The organism is Micromonospora sp. NPDC023888 (assembly GCF_040639415.1).
Taxonomy (GTDB): domain Bacteria; phylum Actinomycetota; class Actinomycetes; order Mycobacteriales; family Micromonosporaceae; genus Micromonospora.
Map to the genome: position 1 here is coordinate 145883 of NZ_JBEZZW010000014.1, position 15968 is coordinate 161850.

General features: G+C 67.3%; 17 protein-coding genes and 2 tRNA genes. 9 read left to right on the plus strand and 10 right to left on the minus strand.

Going from position 1 to position 15968, the window contains the following annotated elements:
• Nucleotides 1–87 precede the first annotated feature (87 nt).
• Both AB0F61_RS15575 and AB0F61_RS15580 read left to right on the plus strand, forming a co-directional pair.
• Nucleotides 88–537 (plus strand): hypothetical protein, encoded by a 450-nt coding sequence (locus AB0F61_RS15575; protein ID WP_357809384.1) that lies wholly within the window; start codon nt 88–90, stop codon nt 535–537.
• 239 nt (nt 538–776) lie between these two features.
• Nucleotides 777–1577, plus strand: a complete 801-nt coding sequence (locus AB0F61_RS15580; RefSeq protein ID WP_357809387.1) for an MBL fold metallo-hydrolase — start codon at nt 777–779, stop codon at nt 1575–1577.
• 69 nt (nt 1578–1646) lie between these two features.
• On the opposite strand, the gene AB0F61_RS15585 is transcribed toward AB0F61_RS15580, so the two are convergent.
• Nucleotides 1647–2066 (minus strand): CBS domain-containing protein, encoded by a 420-nt coding sequence (locus tag AB0F61_RS15585; protein ID WP_357809391.1) that lies wholly within the window; start codon nt 2064–2066, stop codon nt 1647–1649.
• Between the two features lie 240 nt (nt 2067–2306).
• Here AB0F61_RS15585 and AB0F61_RS15590 point away from each other — a divergent pair, with 240 nt between their 5' ends.
• Both AB0F61_RS15590 and AB0F61_RS15595 read left to right on the plus strand, forming a co-directional pair.
• The gene (locus AB0F61_RS15590) at nt 2307–2843 is read left to right on the plus strand and encodes a hypothetical protein (protein WP_357809394.1); all 537 of its coding nucleotides are present in this window, start codon (nt 2307–2309) and stop codon (nt 2841–2843) included.
• Nucleotides 2836–3642: a MerR family transcriptional regulator gene (locus AB0F61_RS15595; RefSeq protein WP_357809397.1), complete on the plus strand. Its 807-nt coding sequence runs from the start codon at nt 2836–2838 to the stop codon at nt 3640–3642. The genes AB0F61_RS15590 and AB0F61_RS15595 overlap by 8 nt, the downstream gene beginning before the upstream one ends.
• 35 nt (nt 3643–3677) lie before the next feature.
• Here the strand turns inward: AB0F61_RS15595 and AB0F61_RS15600 are convergent, their stop codons facing one another.
• Nucleotides 3678–3851: a hypothetical protein gene (locus AB0F61_RS15600; protein ID WP_357809400.1), complete on the minus strand. Its 174-nt coding sequence runs from the start codon at nt 3849–3851 to the stop codon at nt 3678–3680.
• Nucleotides 3852–4024: 173 nt separating this feature from the next.
• Here AB0F61_RS15600 and AB0F61_RS15605 point away from each other — a divergent pair, with 173 nt between their 5' ends.
• The gene (locus tag AB0F61_RS15605) at nt 4025–4402 is read left to right on the plus strand and encodes a carboxymuconolactone decarboxylase family protein (RefSeq protein ID WP_088986731.1); all 378 of its coding nucleotides are present in this window, start codon (nt 4025–4027) and stop codon (nt 4400–4402) included.
• Between the two features lie 413 nt (nt 4403–4815).
• Here the strand turns inward: AB0F61_RS15605 and AB0F61_RS15610 are convergent, their stop codons facing one another.
• Entirely contained in the window at nt 4816–5136 is a 321-nt protein-coding gene (locus AB0F61_RS15610; RefSeq protein ID WP_357809404.1) for a hypothetical protein, read from the minus strand.
• 622 nt (nt 5137–5758) lie between these two features.
• Here AB0F61_RS15610 and AB0F61_RS15615 point away from each other — a divergent pair.
• Nucleotides 5759–6445 carry a hypothetical protein gene (locus AB0F61_RS15615; protein WP_357809406.1) on the plus strand — a complete coding sequence of 229 codons (687 nt, stop codon included), beginning with the start codon at nt 5759–5761 and terminating at the stop codon, nt 6443–6445.
• A gap of 472 nt (nt 6446–6917) precedes the next feature.
• Here the strand turns inward: AB0F61_RS15615 and AB0F61_RS15620 are convergent, their stop codons facing one another.
• Complete coding sequence (locus tag AB0F61_RS15620; RefSeq protein WP_357809409.1) at nt 6918–7517, minus strand: suppressor of fused domain protein; 600 nt, start codon at nt 7515–7517, stop codon at nt 6918–6920.
• 99 nt (nt 7518–7616) lie between these two features.
• Nucleotides 7617–8519 (minus strand): DMT family transporter, encoded by a 903-nt coding sequence (locus AB0F61_RS15625; RefSeq protein ID WP_357809412.1) that lies wholly within the window; start codon nt 8517–8519, stop codon nt 7617–7619.
• A gap of 38 nt (nt 8520–8557) precedes the next feature.
• On the opposite strand from AB0F61_RS15625, the gene AB0F61_RS15630 reads away from it, so the two are divergent.
• From AB0F61_RS15630 to AB0F61_RS15640, 3 genes are read left to right on the plus strand one after another with little or no spacing between them, the layout of a single operon-like run.
• Nucleotides 8558–10492, plus strand: a complete 1935-nt coding sequence (locus AB0F61_RS15630) for a GGDEF domain-containing protein (protein ID WP_357809415.1) — start codon at nt 8558–8560, stop codon at nt 10490–10492.
• On the plus strand, nt 10489–10671 hold the full coding sequence (locus tag AB0F61_RS15635) for a helix-turn-helix domain-containing protein (RefSeq protein WP_334626924.1): 183 nt from the start codon (nt 10489–10491) through the stop codon (nt 10669–10671). The genes AB0F61_RS15630 and AB0F61_RS15635 overlap by 4 nt, the downstream gene beginning before the upstream one ends.
• Complete coding sequence (locus AB0F61_RS15640) at nt 10668–11819, plus strand: tyrosine-type recombinase/integrase (RefSeq protein ID WP_357809418.1); 1152 nt, start codon at nt 10668–10670, stop codon at nt 11817–11819. Before AB0F61_RS15635 ends, AB0F61_RS15640 begins: the two co-directional genes overlap by 4 nt.
• 55 nt (nt 11820–11874) lie before the next feature.
• Here AB0F61_RS15640 and AB0F61_RS15645 read toward each other — a convergent pair.
• From AB0F61_RS15645 to gyrA, 5 genes are all read right to left on the minus strand, one after another.
• Nucleotides 11875–11950, minus strand: a tRNA-Ala gene (locus AB0F61_RS15645).
• Between the two features lie 42 nt (nt 11951–11992).
• Nucleotides 11993–12121, minus strand: a complete 129-nt coding sequence (locus AB0F61_RS15650; protein ID WP_007453934.1) for a DLW-39 family protein — start codon at nt 12119–12121, stop codon at nt 11993–11995.
• A gap of 43 nt (nt 12122–12164) precedes the next feature.
• Nucleotides 12165–12238, minus strand: a tRNA-Ile gene (locus AB0F61_RS15655).
• Between the two features lie 151 nt (nt 12239–12389).
• Nucleotides 12390–13304, minus strand: coding sequence for a DUF3566 domain-containing protein (locus AB0F61_RS15660; protein ID WP_357809421.1), 915 nt, complete (start codon nt 13302–13304; stop codon nt 12390–12392).
• Between the two features lie 4 nt (nt 13305–13308).
• Nucleotides 13309–15831, minus strand: coding sequence for a DNA gyrase subunit A (gene gyrA, locus AB0F61_RS15665; RefSeq protein WP_357109367.1), 2523 nt, complete (start codon nt 15829–15831; stop codon nt 13309–13311).
• Nucleotides 15832–15968: the final 137 nt, after the last annotated feature.

Below are 15968 nucleotides of genomic sequence, written 5' to 3' on the forward strand. Positions count from 1 at the left end.
GCAGTCAAAGGCGCGCGCCACTGTACAGGTCCTCGCCCTTTGCCCACGAAGGACGACGGAGTGCAACCAGGAAGGACCCCGAAAACAGTGAAGAAGGTAAAGGCGGCGGTTTCGTCTGCTCTCGTGGCGACGGCCGCGCTGACCGCCTCGCTCTCCATTGGTGCACCCGCACAGGCTGCGTCGAACCCGTACACCCCGACGGGCGTGTGTGGATCGGGTTACCGGAACGTCGCCAGCCAATCGCTTCGTTCGCTGTCGACGAACGGCGTTCTTGCCACGGTCTACGTACTCAAGAAACTGACGTCGGACACGCCGTCCTTTTGCGTGGTGACGCTCAAGTCCAGCGCGACGACCGGCAACTCCAACACCGTCATGGCCACCATCAAGGATGCCCAGGACAGCAGCGACACCAGGACCGACAAGGGGGGCTTCGGCTACTACGCCGGCCCGGTCAAGGTAACCGCCGTCTGCGTTAGGTGGGGTGGCGAGTACAACCAGGGCAGCTACAACCTGAGCTACTACGACCTCGCCTGCTGACGTTTGCGGGCAATGCCCGCGGCGCGCTCGAAGATACGTGAATTGCGTCCGCCCGTCGACGCCTTACCGGGATTCGGTTGGCGTCGGCGGGCGGCTCTCGTGGTAAGCAATTACTTCAGCGCAGCGACCGGGGGCCGGCTCGGCGCTCGGCGCGACATTCGCCAACGGCGCGCTCACCCAAGGGCTGAGCCGCATGCTCACGGCTCGTCGGGGTACCGCAGCCGCAGGAGGTGGGCACCATGGCGGAGCAACCCGAGGTGACGTTCATCGGCACCGCGACGACAGTGCTGCGGATCGGCGGGTTCACCCTGCTGACCGACCCGAACTTCCTGCATCGGGGCCAGCGGGCGTACCTGGGCAAGGGTTTGTGGTCGCGCCGGCGCACCGACCCGGCGCTGCGGATCGCCCAGCTTCCGGAGCTGGACGCGGTGGTCCTCTCCCACCTGCACGGCGACCACTTCGACCGGGTGGCCCGCCGGGAACTGGACCGCGCCCTGCCCATCGTCACCACCCCGGCAGCGGAACGCAAACTGCGTCGCTGGGGCTTCCAGTCCGCCGAGGGCCTGCCGACCTGGTCGTCCCGGGAGCTGCACCGCGACGGTACGACACTGCGCCTGACCTCGATGCCCGGACAGCACGGCCCGGGTGCCCTGGACCTGCTGATGCCCGACGTGATGGGCACGATGATCGACGTGGAACGCGCCGGTCGTCGGGAGTTCCGGCTGTACGTCACAGGTGACACCCTCAACCGGCCGATGCTCAGCGCCATCCCGGAGCGCTACCCGGACATCGACGCGATGCTCATCCACCTCGGCGGCACGACTGTCGCCGGAATCCTGCTCACCATGGATGCCCGCCAGGGCGCCGACCTGGTGGAACTGGTCCGCCCGAAGCTGACCGTGCCGATCCACTACGACGACTATCCGGTGTTCCGCTCCCCGCTCGCGCACTTCGTCGACGAGGCCCGCCGCCGTGGCTGGGTGAAGCAGGTACGCACCATCGCCCGCGGCGAGACCGCTTCCCTCACCCCGCCTGACTGACCGCCGAGGCGACTCCCGGTACGACGATCGCCGCCCACCCGGGGCGGCGATCGAGGACGGGTGCGACGGTCAGGCGCGTTCGGAGATGGCCTCGATGAGGTCACCCACGGGGCGCTCCGGCAGAGAACGGGCCACGTCGGCGACAGCCACGATCCCGACCAGCTCATGCCCGTCGATCACCGGCAGCCGGCGTACCTTGTGCTGGCCCATGGTGCGCAGGATCTCGGCCGCGTCGTCGTCCGCGCCGATCGTCACCGCCTCACCCTGGGCCAGCTCGCCGGCCGTCACGGTGGCCGGGTCGCGGCCCTCGGCCAGCACCTTCACCACGATGTCGCGGTCGGTCAGCATGCCCTTCAGCCGGTTGTCCTCCCCGCAGATCGGCAGGGCGCCGACCCCCAGCTCCGCCATCTGCTTCGCGGCCGACTTCAGGTCGTCCTGCTCGCGGACACAGGTCACGTCGTTCGTCATGATCTCGCGTGCCGTAGGCATTGGTAAGACACCTCACTTCCGGGGGGTTGTTGCCGTTTCTCCTACCCCGGTCGGCCACGGCCATGCAGTCGATGTCGCTCTGGGTGAGGCGTGTGGGGTAAGTGCCGAGCAGTCCTGGACCTCCACCGCTGCCGCGTTCTAGCGGTACGCGGCCACAACGCTGGTCGCATCGTTGGGGTAGGGCGAGGCTCACGAACCCGGCTTGACCCTCACCCTGCGTGAGGCTGAATGGTGGGGTGCATGAGTGACTACTACAACGCGTTTGAGATGAGCCCCGTGCCCCCTCCCAGCCCGGATGCGGTTCCGCCGGAGCCATTCCACGGCATCTATGGGATGCCCGCGTTCGTGACGGTCCCCACGAGCGATCTGACGGCGTCGGTGGACTTCTGGATCCGTGGGCTCGGGTTCTTCGAGCTGTTCAGCATCCCCGGCACGCTTGTGCACCTGCGCAGGTGGGCGTTCCAGGACGTACTCCTCATCCCGGCGACGAGCGTTCCGGAGCAGACACCCGCGGTCAGCGTCAGTTTCGCGTGCGTGCTCAGCCAGATCGATTCCCTTGTCGAGGCCTGTCGTGCGTTGAGCCCGAACTCGGTCGATGGTCCACGGGACACTCCCTGGAACACCCGGGACGTAGAGGTGATCACCCCCGAAAACGCACGGATCGTTTTCACTGCGGCGAAGCCCTGGGATCCGGCCAGTCAGGAGGCGCGGAGCCTTGAAGCCGTCGGGATCACCCCACCGGGCGTCGGTCGCGGCGACAATGAGGAGCATGCCTGATGTCGCTGACGCCGATGGCCTGACCGTCGGTCAGGTCTCGGCGCGTCTGGGCGTGACAGTCCGCGCGCTGCACCACTGGGATGAGATCGGTCTGGCGCGACCGTCGCTGCGCACGGCGGGCGGATATCGGCTCTACACCGCCGGCGATCTGGAACGCCTACACCGCATCGTCGTCTACCGTGAGATCGGTTTCGACCTGGCCAAGATTCGGGCCATCTTGGATGACTCGACCCCAGACGTGCCTGGTGCATTGCGCGCGCAGCGCACCCAGGTTGCCCAACGGATCGACCGCCTCCAGCAGCTCAGCACCGGACTGGATCGGATGATCGACGCCCACGAGCGCGGCCTGCTGCTGACCATCGAGCAGCAGGCCGCGATCTTCGGTCCCGATTGGAACCCGGACCGGCACGCCCAAGCCCGTCAGCGCTACGGGGACACGACGCAATGGCAGCAGTACGCCGAACGCTCAGCATCTCGCAGTCCTGAGGAATGGCAGGCCATCGCCGACACCATTGCCGCCCTCGACCGCGCCCTCGCGGACGCGATGGACGCCGACGTCACACCTGGCAGCCCAGAAGCCAATCAACTCGTCGAGCGGCACCGCGAAGCGTTCACTTCGTCGTACTTTCCGCTCACCAGGCAGATGCAGGTCTGTCTCGGCCGCAGGTTCGAGGCCGACCCGGCATTCACTGCCCACTACGACGGCATCCGCGCCGGCCTTGCGACGTGGTTCCGTCGAATCATCGACGCCAGCGCGCGCGCCCACAGCATCGACCCCGACACCGCGACCTGGCAGTAGAGCGCGGGTCCGGAAGGCACTCGTGGAAGCGTTGATCATAGCGGCTCGATGCGATGGATGCTCACCGATCGATGTCGGCGGCTGGCGTTGGAGTCAAGGGACTTGGTGTCCTGCACCAGCGGTTGTTGGCTGTTGTCGTGCGTCTCGCTGACTTCTCGCTGACGAAGGACGTTGATGAGGCGGGACTTGCGAGCGGCGGCAACCTCCACCGCTGCCGACCCTTCAGGCGTGGGCTGACGCACCGGGTGCGGGCAGGCGCTCCACCGCATCCGATGCTATCGCGACCACCGGTTTCCCGGAACGGCCGACCGAACGCCGGGGTGGACACGATGCTGGAACCGAACGGCAGTCGATCGGCTGACACGTGCGGAGGTGGCAACGCATGCCCGACGATCCCCGATACCAGCAGGCCCTCGACACCGCGGAGCGCCTCCTCGGCCAACCGTTGACCCTGCCGCTGGCCGACGGGGAACCCGCGGTCGGTCAGGACTTCCGGCGGCTGGCGACCGAGCACACCTTCGGCGACTCGTGGCCGCGACCGGGCCTGGACCTGCGGAGCCGCTGCCTGATCTCGGTGGCCGTCGCGGCGGCGCTGGGCACCCACGAGCCGCTACGGGGGCAGTTGCGCATCGCGCTGACGTCCGGCGTGACCAAGGAGGAGATCGTCGAACTCTTCATCCACCTGGAGGCGTACGCCGGGGCGGCCCGGGCGTTCGACAGCTACCAGGTGGCCGCGGCGGTCTTCGGCGAGCACCGCTGACGACGCTGCCAGCACCCGTCAACGATCGGGGTGGAGCATCATGACCGACACCACCGGCACGACAGTCGCCCTGGTCCACGGCGCGCCTTCGCCGACAGTTCGGGCTGGAACGCCGTGGTCGCGAGCCTGCAGGGGGCCGGCGTCACCACCACCATCCCGATGCTCCTATGGATGTCAAGCTGCCCGAGGCACCATCTTTCCCACAGAGCTTGACCCTTCGTCCCGAAGGAACTTCCGAGCCGGCTAGACCAGCTTCGATTTTTTGCTGAGCTGCGGGGAGGGTGCGCCAGCATCCACGTTCGTCCGGCGGTGTGCGTACCGGTCGTTACTCGGTTAGTCACTCAGGTCCGGACGCTCAGGGTTGCCAGCACGGGGGGATAGACGCCGTAGCTTGCAGGGTCCGACCCTTCTGATCAGGTACCGGTCACAGGTGCGCAAATTTCCGTTGCTCGATCGCCGGCCGCGTCGAACGCGGCCAGGTCGTCCTGCGCCTCCACCAGTTGTTGCAGTGTCACGGCGAGGTCCTGCCACAGGTCATGCCACGACTCCTCCCCACCAGCGGCGGCGGCCTCCCCGGCAAGCTTCAACGCGCGCCTTAGCTCGGGTTCGGCCTGGGCCACAGTCAGAGAGCCATCCTCTAGCTCCATCGAAACCCGACCAAAGATCGCACAGGCACCGCCTCCCATGTCGGAGGCATGCCTGCCAATGGAACAGCTGGTCGCGACCATTGCCATCGAAACGGCAACCAGCGCCGTCCTACTCAGGGGGCCGGCTACTGTGCTACCACAAGCGCGTCTCACCAGCACATTATGGTTGCCATCCCGATGCTCCTATGGAGGTCAAGGGGCGAGGGCGGCGAAGTCGGCGCGTAGGCGGTTCCACGATCTACGGCACTGCTACGCGACGTGGTCGGTGTCCGGCGGAGTCCCTGTCAACATCGTCCAGGCGGTGATGGGCCATGAGCAGGCACACCCCGGCGGAGTTCCATGAGTCGGTGCGCAGGGTCTTCGGCGGCTCTGCTGACGACCAAAGATGACCGTCAATCCGAGGTCGGGTCAGCGGGGGAGAAGAATAGGCCGTGACCTGCCCAGATGATGTGGTGGAGCCCAGGGGACTCGAACCCCTAGCCCCTGCCTTGCAAAGATCAAGACGGCTGTCTGTCTGCGTCGGTGACTGCCGCTGACCTGCTCGACCTGTCGGCTGTCGTCGCTTCTCGCTCCTGCCCGTCGGCCGGCTTGGCTGTACGGATGGCTGTACAGCCACACGCGATGCGTCCGCCCCATGACCTGAGGGCGGCCGGCTGCTTCGGCTCTGCCGATGGCTGCACGACCAAGCACTGATCCGTATAGTTTCCTGATGTCCGACGCTGAGGTGCTAAACGAGTTCCGACGGGCTTTGGTTGAAGGCCTTTTTCGCTCTTGTGTCAGAGATGGCGACATTGAGATAGCCAACCGGCCCGCTAGCGAAATCATCGCCGACTTTGATGAAATACTCAGAGAAATGGTTGATGACCCGGGATTCTCCGGTGAACAAGTACACCCGATCTTTGACCATGGCGACAAACTTCTGAGCCGAGCCGAGTCCGAACTGTCCACCGGAGACCCGTTAATCTCCATCGTATTTTACGTGATTTGGCTGGAGCACTACGTAAACGGCACGTTAGCCTGGGCGTTCGAGCGTCAGGGCCACACCCGAGACGCCTACTTCCCGATAATCCGTCAGCTCAACATTGAGATCAAGCTAACCGCGACCTGGAAGCTGTTGGGCCTTCCCGAGGTGTCAAGGGAAAAGCTGGCGCTTATAAAGCAGGCCATCGAATTGCGGAACGGATTTATTCATTACAAGTGGCCGGCCTTGACACACCGGGAAGCGGACCAGCAGAAGGATCGGGAGCGTCGCATAGCTGCGGAGATGCCTTCACTCGTGTCGCACTTGCTAGAACTTGAAAACGAGCTACTTTGGTCGGGTCGCGAGGAAGAGATCGTGGCCGCGTTTCGCGAAGATGTCACGAGACGCGAGTCGCGCCAGGACGGCGCGCCTTAGCAGACGATCATTTATTCGCCTACCTGACACCGGCACCTCGACCTAGCTGCCATCCCGTCTGCCGCCGACCCACACACCGTGGAGCGGGCCAGGGCCAGGGTGACAAGGTGGAGCGCCCTGCTGGACGAACGACCTTGTCACCCTGGCCCTGGTCTGCTCGGCTCGCCTGGGTCGGTGGCTGGCGGGATGGCATCCCACCACCCACGAACCGGAACCGTTCGGCAACTCCATCTCGGAGTCGTCTGGCCCCCGCCGGAGGCAAAGGCTCCTATCGGCCGGCGCGCCGGCCGATGCCGGCGCTTGCGCCGCCAGCAGGCCGAGCGCGACCGGCGCGGCCCGCTTGCGGGCCGCCTTGATCTGTTAGAGCGGAATTCGGCAACCAACTGCTACCGGTGCTTGTCGTGTCTCGGCTGATGCTTGACGCTCGCGTCCCACCACATGCTTGGCGGCGGCTGTGTGCAGCGGGTGAGGGCTAGCGCGTCGGGTCGGTAACGAGCATGGGCGAGCGCTCGGCCAGCTCGCTCAGTATCTCGGCCGTCGTGGTGGCCTTCATGCGGTCCAGTTCGTCTGCGGTGATCCCGACGACGGTCAGGAACCGCGCGGAGCCGTGCGGGGAGTCGATGGGCGGCAGTTCAGGGTCGGCAGCGAAGGCTAGTGCGCGGAGCCGGGTGGTCGCCTGGCCCGTGATCGGGCCGCCCGGGTCCATGCGATGGCCTTCGGTGAAGGGCCTACCGCTGGCGAACACGTAGTCGACCAGTCGTTCAAGCAGACGCAGGGACCACGCGGGAGGTTGGTCGGCGTCCATGGGTACGCGCATCGTCAGCTCGTATCCCCAGCCGCTGACGTCCAGCTCATCGCTGTTCTTGGAGAACAGCTCGGTCATCCCGAACGTAACCAGCAACCAGTGGCCGGTGGATCGGTACGCGCTCAAGCCGTAGAGGCCCTGCCCCGGGAGGTTGTTCGTGCCCCAGTGCAGTGGATTTTGGTCACTCACCCTGATTGCCACTGCCGCCTCAATTGCGGCCCAGCCGGGAGCCTCGTCTGCAACGTCGACCATGAGCTCCCTCGCCATAGCTTCGCTACCTGGATTACCTGGCGTAGCCAGGCTAGATCAACTGTCAAGCATGTGGTGGGACGGATCCGTCGCGCATGTGGTGGGACTAGACAACTGCTACCGGTGCTCGGCCGACCGCTTCCGGGTGAGGGTGACCCCAGCGAGGACGAGTGCGATGCCGGCCGCGATCGCGGCGGTGACGGCTTCATGGAGGAAGATCCACCCGAGGATCACGGCGACGATGGGCAGGAGGTAGGTGACGACAGACGCAGCGGTCGGGCCTTCGTCATCGATGATGCGGTAGTTCAGGACGTAGGCGGCTCCGGTGCCGAGTGCGCCGAGTACGAGCAGGCTTGCGACAGCGTCAAGTCGCCAGGTCGGTGATTCCAGCCCGGCGAACGGCATGGCCAGGGCTAGCAGGACTGTGGCTGCGCCGAGCTGGGCAGCCGACAGCATGAGCGGAGGGATTCCGCGGCCGGTCAGGAATCGGCCCATGTAGACGTAGCCGATTCCGTAGCTGGCGGCTGCGGCGAGGCAGGCGAGCCCGCCCCAACTGGCGATCTCGCTTGCGGATTCCCAGGGCGAGAAGATGACCACGACTCCCAGGAAGCCGAGGGCGAACCCGGCAGCCTTCTTCACGGTGACGGCTCGGTCAACACCGACAAGGAACGCGAGGAGCAGCGTCCATAGCGGCGTGGTCGCGTTCAACACGCCTGCCACGTTCGACCCGACCGTCTCTTCCCCGACGCCGAACAGCACGTACGGCACCGCGTTGGAGACCAGGGCCGCGACGAATAGATGCCCCCAGACAGATCGCTGTCTCGGAAAGCGCAGGCCACGCGATAGGGCGATGGGCGCCAGGATCACGAAGCCGAGCAAGAGCCGGGCGAACACGATCTGCACCGGGTTGAAGCCCCGCAGCGCCAACTTGATCCACAGGAAGCTGGAACCCCAGAGCAATGCCAGAGCAGCCACCCGGGCGACGCCTGCCCGGGTGACGCTCTGGTGGTCAGTCTTCAACGGGCATCTCGTAGTCCAGGCCGTTCACGTCGGCTCGCATGACCGCCGGAGACCTCGTCCTCACCGCCGTCGCCTCCCGCCTGCGCACCATCCACGGCGTGCCCGCCCGCCTCGGCGGGGACGAGTTCGCCGCACTGCTCCTCGACCCGAAGCCGGCCGCGGCTGCCCGCCAGCTCGCCGCCGTCATCGCCGCCCCCGTCCGCCTGCCCTCCGGGGTGTCGGTGTCGGTGACCGCCAGCATCGGCCTCGCACCCGCCAGCCCTGCCGGCCTCGCCGCCGCCCTGGCCGACGCTGACGCGGCCATGTACCGGGCCAAGACCACCCGGGCCGGTGTCGTGGCGTTCGACCCGCTGCGCGATGACCACGCCACCGCCAATCCCCGCCCCGTGTCCCTGCGCCGCACCGACCTCGACTCCGGGCAGACCGAAGTCATCGACATGCCCTGCGGCGCCACCCAAGAGGCCAAGTGCCCCGCCTGCGCCACCCGCGCCCGCCGGCTGCGCCAGCAGCAAATCCGCGAGGGATGGCACCGCGACGACGAACCCGACCCCGGCCCGCTACCCGCCACCGACGCGCAACGCGGCCTGATCGTCGCCCGCGCTCACCTCGAATTCGCCCGCGACGAAGCAGCCCGCGTGTCGCAGTGGGATCAGGTCGCGGACCTGGACGACGCGATCGAGGAACTGGAATCACAAATCACCACCGAGGGGATGCGCGGTCGCCCCGCCCCACCCCACGGCGGCGAGGACCAGGAGGACGGCGACGGCAAGCGGCGGGTCCGCTCCACCAAGCGGCGGCAGGACGCCCCGGACCTGCCCCGCCTCCCGGTCGAGAACCGAACCGTTGGGCGGACCTTCGACGGGCGCGACGGGCAGGTGTTCCGACCGTCGATGTTCCTCACCCTCACCCTCGGCTCCTACGGCCGCGTCCACTCCGACGGGACACCAGTCGACCCCGACGCCTACGACTACCGACGTGCCGCCTGGGATGCGGTGCACTTCCCCCGGCTGCTCGATCGGTTCTGGCAGAACCTGCGCCGCGCGGTCGGCTGGAACGTCCAGTACGCCGGTGCCGTCGAGCCACAGCGACGGTTGGCCCCGCACGCGCACTTCGCCATCCGGGGCACCATCCCTCGGGCCCTGGTGCGGCAGGTTGCCGCCGCCACGTATCACCAGGTGTGGTGGCCCTCGGTCGACATGCGGGTCTACGAACCGGGGCAGGCGCCGCAGTGGGACGCCGATGCTGCCGGCTACACCGACCCGACCACCGGTCGGCTGCTGCCGTCGTGGGATGACGCCCTGGACCTAGTCGACGCCGACCCCGACGCGCAACCCGTCCACGTCGCCCGCTTCGGTGTGCAGGTCGACGCCAAGGGCGTCCTCGCCGGGACCAAGGATGCTGATCGGTGCGTCGGCTACATCACCAAGTACCTGACCAAGCAGGCCGCCGACTGCCACGACTTGACCACCGGCCGGCAGCGGGCGCACCTGGAACGGCTCTGGCAAGAGCTGCGGCACACGCCGTGCTCGGAGCGGTGCGCTAACTGGCTGCTCTACGGCGTCCAGCCCAAGAAGGCAAAGCAAGGACTGCGGCCGGGGAACTGCAAGAACAAGGTCCACAAGCGGGAAACCCTCGGCATCGGCGGGCGCCGCGTCCTCATCTCCCGGCAATGGTCGGGCAAGACGCTGACCGATCACCGGGCCGATCGCCGCGATTGGGTCAAGGCGCTTCTGGGTGTCACCACCGACGCCGACACCGCCCCGCCCGGCGGCGAACAACGCCACGCCTGGGAACTGGCTCGCCCGACCGACCCTGACGTTGCGCCGCTCGGGCATCGAGTCCTACGGGCGATCTCCGAACGCATCCAATGGCGCGCCCAACTCGACGCCGCCAAACGCGCCGCCGCCGACCCACCCGAGGTTTCGGCAACCACCGCACCTCAATCCGCAGAGCAGGAAGGGACCGGAGCATGAGCGAGAAGAAGAGCGTCCGCCCGGCTGAGGCTGCGGCCCTGCTCGGCGTCTGTCGGGACACCGTGTACGTCCTGATGCGATCGGGCCGGCTGCGTTCGATCAAGGCTGGTCGGGCTCGGCTGATTCCGTTGTCTGCGCTGGATGAGTTCTTGGCGGCTGATGAGGAGTTCGCGGCATGACGGGCCGGCGTCGGCGTTCTCATGGTGAGGGCTCGGTGTACGAGCAGCGGCCGGGCGTGTGGGCTGCGGTGGTCGACCTCGGTTGGATCGACGGCAAGCGGAAGCGGAAGTACGTCTACGCCAAAAGCGAGGCTGAGGCGGTCCGGAAGCGAGACGAGCTGCGGCGCCAACTTCAGCTCGGGGTCGACCTCACCGCGCAGCCTCGGACGTTGGAAGCCTGGTTGACCGAGTGGCTGCGGGACGTGAAGGCGCACGACGGCACCCGACCGTCAACGCTGGTGCGCTACCGCCTGGCCGTGAGCAAGCACCTGGTGCCGGGCCTCGGTCGGGTCAAGCTCGACCGGCTGACGCCTCGGGACGTGCAGCGGTTCCTCACCGGGCTGCGCGGCAAGCTCGCACCGGCCAGCATCATCAAGGTGCACGCAGTGCTGCGCGTCGCCCTGGCCGACGCTGAGCGGATGGACTTGGTCCCGCGCAACGTCGCCAAGGCAGCCAAGCCACCAGCCCTCGGCAGAACCGAGCGGCGCGCTTTGACGCCCGAGGAAGCCAAGACGCTGCTGTCGGTGTTGACCGGGGACCGGTTGGAGTCGCTGTTCGTCCTGGCGCTGGCGACCGGGCTGCGGCGGGCTGAGCTGTTGGGCCTGCGGTGGTCGGATGTCGACCTGCCGGGGAAGGCGCTGTTCGTTCGGCAGACGCTCCAGCGAACGGATCACGGGTTGGTGTTCGTGCCACCGAAGACGCACCGATCGGCCCGTCCGCTGCCGCTGTCGGCTCTGGCCGTTCGGGCGTTGGAGGCACAGCGGGTGCGCCAGGCCAAGGAACGGCTCGCGGCCGGGGAGGTGTGGTCGGATCTGGGCCTGGTCTTCGCCAGCACGATCGGCACTGCGATGGAGCCGCGGAACGTCAACCGGCGCTTTGAGCAGCTCCGCGCGGCGGCCGGGCTGGACTGGCTGCACCTGCACGACCTGCGGCACGCCTTCGCCACGTTCCTGCTCGACCAGGGCGAGGAGCTGCGGACGGTGATGGAGCTGCTCGGGCACTCCACGATCCGGATGACGGCCGACACCTACGGCCACGTTCTGCCGGCGCGGGCTCGTCAGGCTGCCTCGGCCATTGACCGGATTCTCAGCCAGGAGGGGACGGCGTGACCGGCTTGGCTGTACGGATGGCTGTACTCGGACCGAGATCAACCGGTGAAAGTGCTGGTGGAGCCCAGGGGACTCGAACCCCTAACCCCTGCCTTGCAAAGGCAGTGCTCTGCCAGTTGAGCTAGGGCCCCGTGGACGGCCGCGGCGACGACCGTTCGTCGCCGCGTCAGACGTCAGCGCAGGTCCGGCGCGGTGGTCGCCTCGTGCCACAGGGCACGCTCGTCGTTGGCGGCCTTGACCTTGTTGAAGACGACGGCAGCCACGCCGACGACGCCGGCCAGGATCAGCAGCTTCTTGAACATGGGGCGACCCCTCGTGCTCGACTAACGTCGGACGACCGTGCGGTGGGGCTAGATGGAATCGAACCATCGACCTCAGAGTTATCAGCTCTGCGCTCTAACCGACTGAGCTATAGCCCCGCGTTGCGACGAGCAAGATTAACCCATCCGCTCTGCCGGCCCCAAATCGGGGTCCGGGCCTGCGGGCCGGGACGTCGCCGCCTGCCAAAACCTACCCGAGTACGGGACGCCGGAGCGACCGCATTCCGCGGTGCCCCGGCGTCCCGGTCACTCAGTCCCGCTCGGCGAGCGTCAGCTCGATCCCGCCGACCAGGTCGGCGCAGACGTTGTAGACGAACGCTCCCAGCGTCGCCAGCGCGGTGAACAGCACCACGTTGACCAGGCCGATCAGCGCCGAGCTGAGGATCACGCCCTTGGCGGTGATCTGGAAGCCGCTGGTGCTCTGCCCACCGCCGGCGTTGACCAGGTCGCTCAGGCTCTCGTTGACGCTCTTGAACACACCCATCGCGTCCAGCGCCAGGTAGAGCACCGAGGTGGCGACCACCACGACGATGAAGAGCACCACCGAGACGGCGAACGCGAACTTCATCACCGACCACGGGTCGATGCGCTTCAGGTTCAGCCGCGCCCGGCGCGGTCCGCGGGACGCGGCCGAGCTGACCGACGTACGCGCGGCACGTACCGCGTCACCGACGCGGGCAGCCCCGACGGCCGACGCGTTGCCGATGCCCGGCGGCAGGCCACCGCCGCTGACCGGGCGGCCGGCAGCGGAGGTACGAGCCCCGTCGGACGGCGGCTGGGTCATGCCGGGGGTGATCCGCGGCTGGGTGCCGGTGGCTCCGGTCGACGCGGCCTGGCCGGGCCGGACGTTGATCGGCTGGGTGGTCGCCGGCCGGGCCGAGGGTGCCGCCGCCGAACCCGAAGGTGTGGCGGCGGACGTCGGCGCCTCGGCACCGGACGTCTCGGTCTTGTCGCCCGAGCCCGAGTCATCGTCACCGGTGGGCGGCTCCGGCGGGGGTGTCATGCCCGGGGCCCTGGTGAATTTCGGGGCAGGCGCGTCGGCGGGGACCGTCGCCCGGCCTACGGCCGCGCGGCCGGTCGCTGGTGTGCCGCCCTTGGCGGCCTCCTCGTCGACCGGGTTGGCCGAGGTCCCCGTGTTCCCCGACTTCGCCTGTGTCTCCGTCATTCAACTAGTCCTGTTCGTCAGGCTCGTCGGCATTGCGAGCAATCGCCACGATAGTCACGCCGTCCGGGAGGTCCATCAGCTTGACCCCCATTGTGTTCCGGTCACGCGTACGGCGTACAGGCTTCACCGGAGTCCGAATGACACCACCATTGCTGGTGATCGCGAACAGCTCGTCGTCCGGATCGATCACCACCGCGCCAACCAGACCACCGCGCCGTTCGGTGATCTTTGCAGTCAACACGCCCTTACCTCCCCGGCCCTGCACCGGGTATTCCTCGATCGGGGTCCGCTTCGCGTATCCCCCGTTCGTGGCCACCAGAACGTCCAGACCCTCGCGAACGACCTCCATGGCCAGCAGGACGTCGTCGTCCGTGAAGCGCATGCCGATCACACCCGAGGTGGCCCGGCCCATCGGCCGCAACGCCTCGTCCGAGGCGTTGAACCGGATCGCCTGTGCCTTCTTGGAGACCAGCAGCAGGTCGTTCTCCGGCGCAACCAGCGCAGCACCGACCAGCTCGTCCTCATCGCGCAGGTTGATCGCGATGATGCCGCCGGAACGGTTGGAGTCGAACTCCTCGAGCCGCGTCTTCTTCACCAGGCCGTTCTTCGTGGCCAGTACCAGATAGGGGGCTACCTGGTAGTTCGGGATCTCAATGATCTGCGCTATCTGCTCGTCGGGTTGGAAGGCGAGCAGGTTGGCCACGTGTTGGCCCTTGGCTACCCTACTGGCCTCCGGCAACTCGTACGCCTTGGCCCGGTACACACGGCCCTTGTTCGTCAGGAACAGGATCCAGTCGTGGGTCGAGCAGACGAAGAAGTGGCTGACGATGTCGTCCTGCCGCAGCGTAGCGCCACTGACGCCCTTGCCGCCGCGTCGCTGCGAGCGGTAGAGATCGACCTTGGTCCGCTTGGCGTACCCGGTGCGGGTGATCGTGACGACCACATCCTCACGGGCGATGAGGTCCTCCATCGAGACCTCACCGTCGAACGGGATGATCTGCGTACGCCGGTCGTCGCCCCACTTCGCGACGATCTCGCCGAGCTCCTCGGAGACGATCTTCCGCTGCCGCTCCGGCTTGGCCAGGATGTCCTTGAGGTCGGCGATCTCGATCTCAAGCTTGGCCAGGTCGTCCACGATCCGCTGCCGCTCCAACGCGGCGAGCCGGCGCAGCTGCATGTCCAGGATCGCGGTGGCCTGGATCTCGTCGATCTCCAGCAGCCGGATCAGGCCCTGCCGGGCGTCGTCCACGGTCGGCGACCGCCGGATCAGCGCGATCACCTCGTCCAGCGCGTCCAGCGCCTTACCCAGACCGCGCAGGATGTGCGCCCGCTCCTCGGCCTTACGCAGTCGGAAAGCGGTCCGCCGACGGATCACGTCGATCTGGTGCTCGACGTAGTAACGGATGAACTGCGCCAGGTTGAGCGTGCGCGGCACCCCGTCGACCAGGGCCAGCATGTTGGCGCCGAAGGTCTCCTGGAGCTGGGTGTGCTTGTAGAGGTTGTTCAGTACGACCTTCGCGACCGCGTCGCGCTTGAGCACAAGCACGATCCGCATGCCGGTACGGCCGGAGGACTCGTCGCGGATGTCGGCGATCCCGGCGAGCTTGCCCTCCTTGATCAGCTCGGCGATCCGCTCCGCGAGGTTGTCCGGGTTGACCTGGTAGGGCAACTCGCTGACGACCAGGCAGGGGCGGCCCCGCTTGTCCTCCTCGACCTCCACGACGGCGCGCATCCGGATCGAGCCACGGCCCGTGCGGTACGCGTCCTGGATCGCGGTGGTGCCGACGATCAGGCCGTGGGTCGGGAAGTCCGGGCCCTTGACGATGCCGAGCAGCGCTTCGAGGGTGGTCTCCTCGTCCTCCTCCGGGTGCTCCAGGCACCACTGCACCGCCGCGCCGATCTCCCGCAGGTTGTGTGGCGGGATCTTGGTGGCCATGCCGACCGCGATGCCCTCGGAGCCGTTCACCAGGAGGTTGGGGATCCGCGACGGCAGGATAGTGGGCTCCTTGGCCCGGCCGTCGTAGTTGTCCTGAAGGTCGACGGTGTCCTCGTCGATGTCCCGCAGCATCTCCATGGCCAGCGGGTCGAGCTTGCACTCTGTGTAACGCATCGCGGCGGCCGGATCATTACCCGGCGAGCCGAAGTTGCCGTTGCCGTCGACCAGGGGGTAGCGCAGCGACCAGGGCTGCGCCATCCGGACGAGCGCGTCGTAGATCGCCGAGTCACCGTGCGGGTGGAACTGGCCCATCACGTCGCCGACGACACGGGAGCACTTCACGTAGCCGCGGTCCGGCCGGTAGCCGGAGTCGAACATCGCGTAGAGGATCTTGCGGTGGACCGGCTTGAGCCCGTCCCGCACGTCCGGCAGCGCACGCCCGACGATGACGCTCATCGCGTAGTCGAGGTAGGAGCGCTGCATCTCCACCTCGAGCCCGACCGGTTCGATCCGGTCGTGCGCGACCACGGCGGCGATGGCCTCGGCGGGGACCTCGGGCTCGTTCGGTGTGGACTCGGGAGAATCGGTCACTGTATACCCTTATCAGACTCAGAGTCGTTTTTGTGCTGTGGATAACCGCTGTGGATACCGGCCAAGCTGTGGATAACTCTGTGGACCGGTGGAGCGGCCGGGCGCTGCCCGGCCCGATCGGAAGTGGGTCGGGGAGG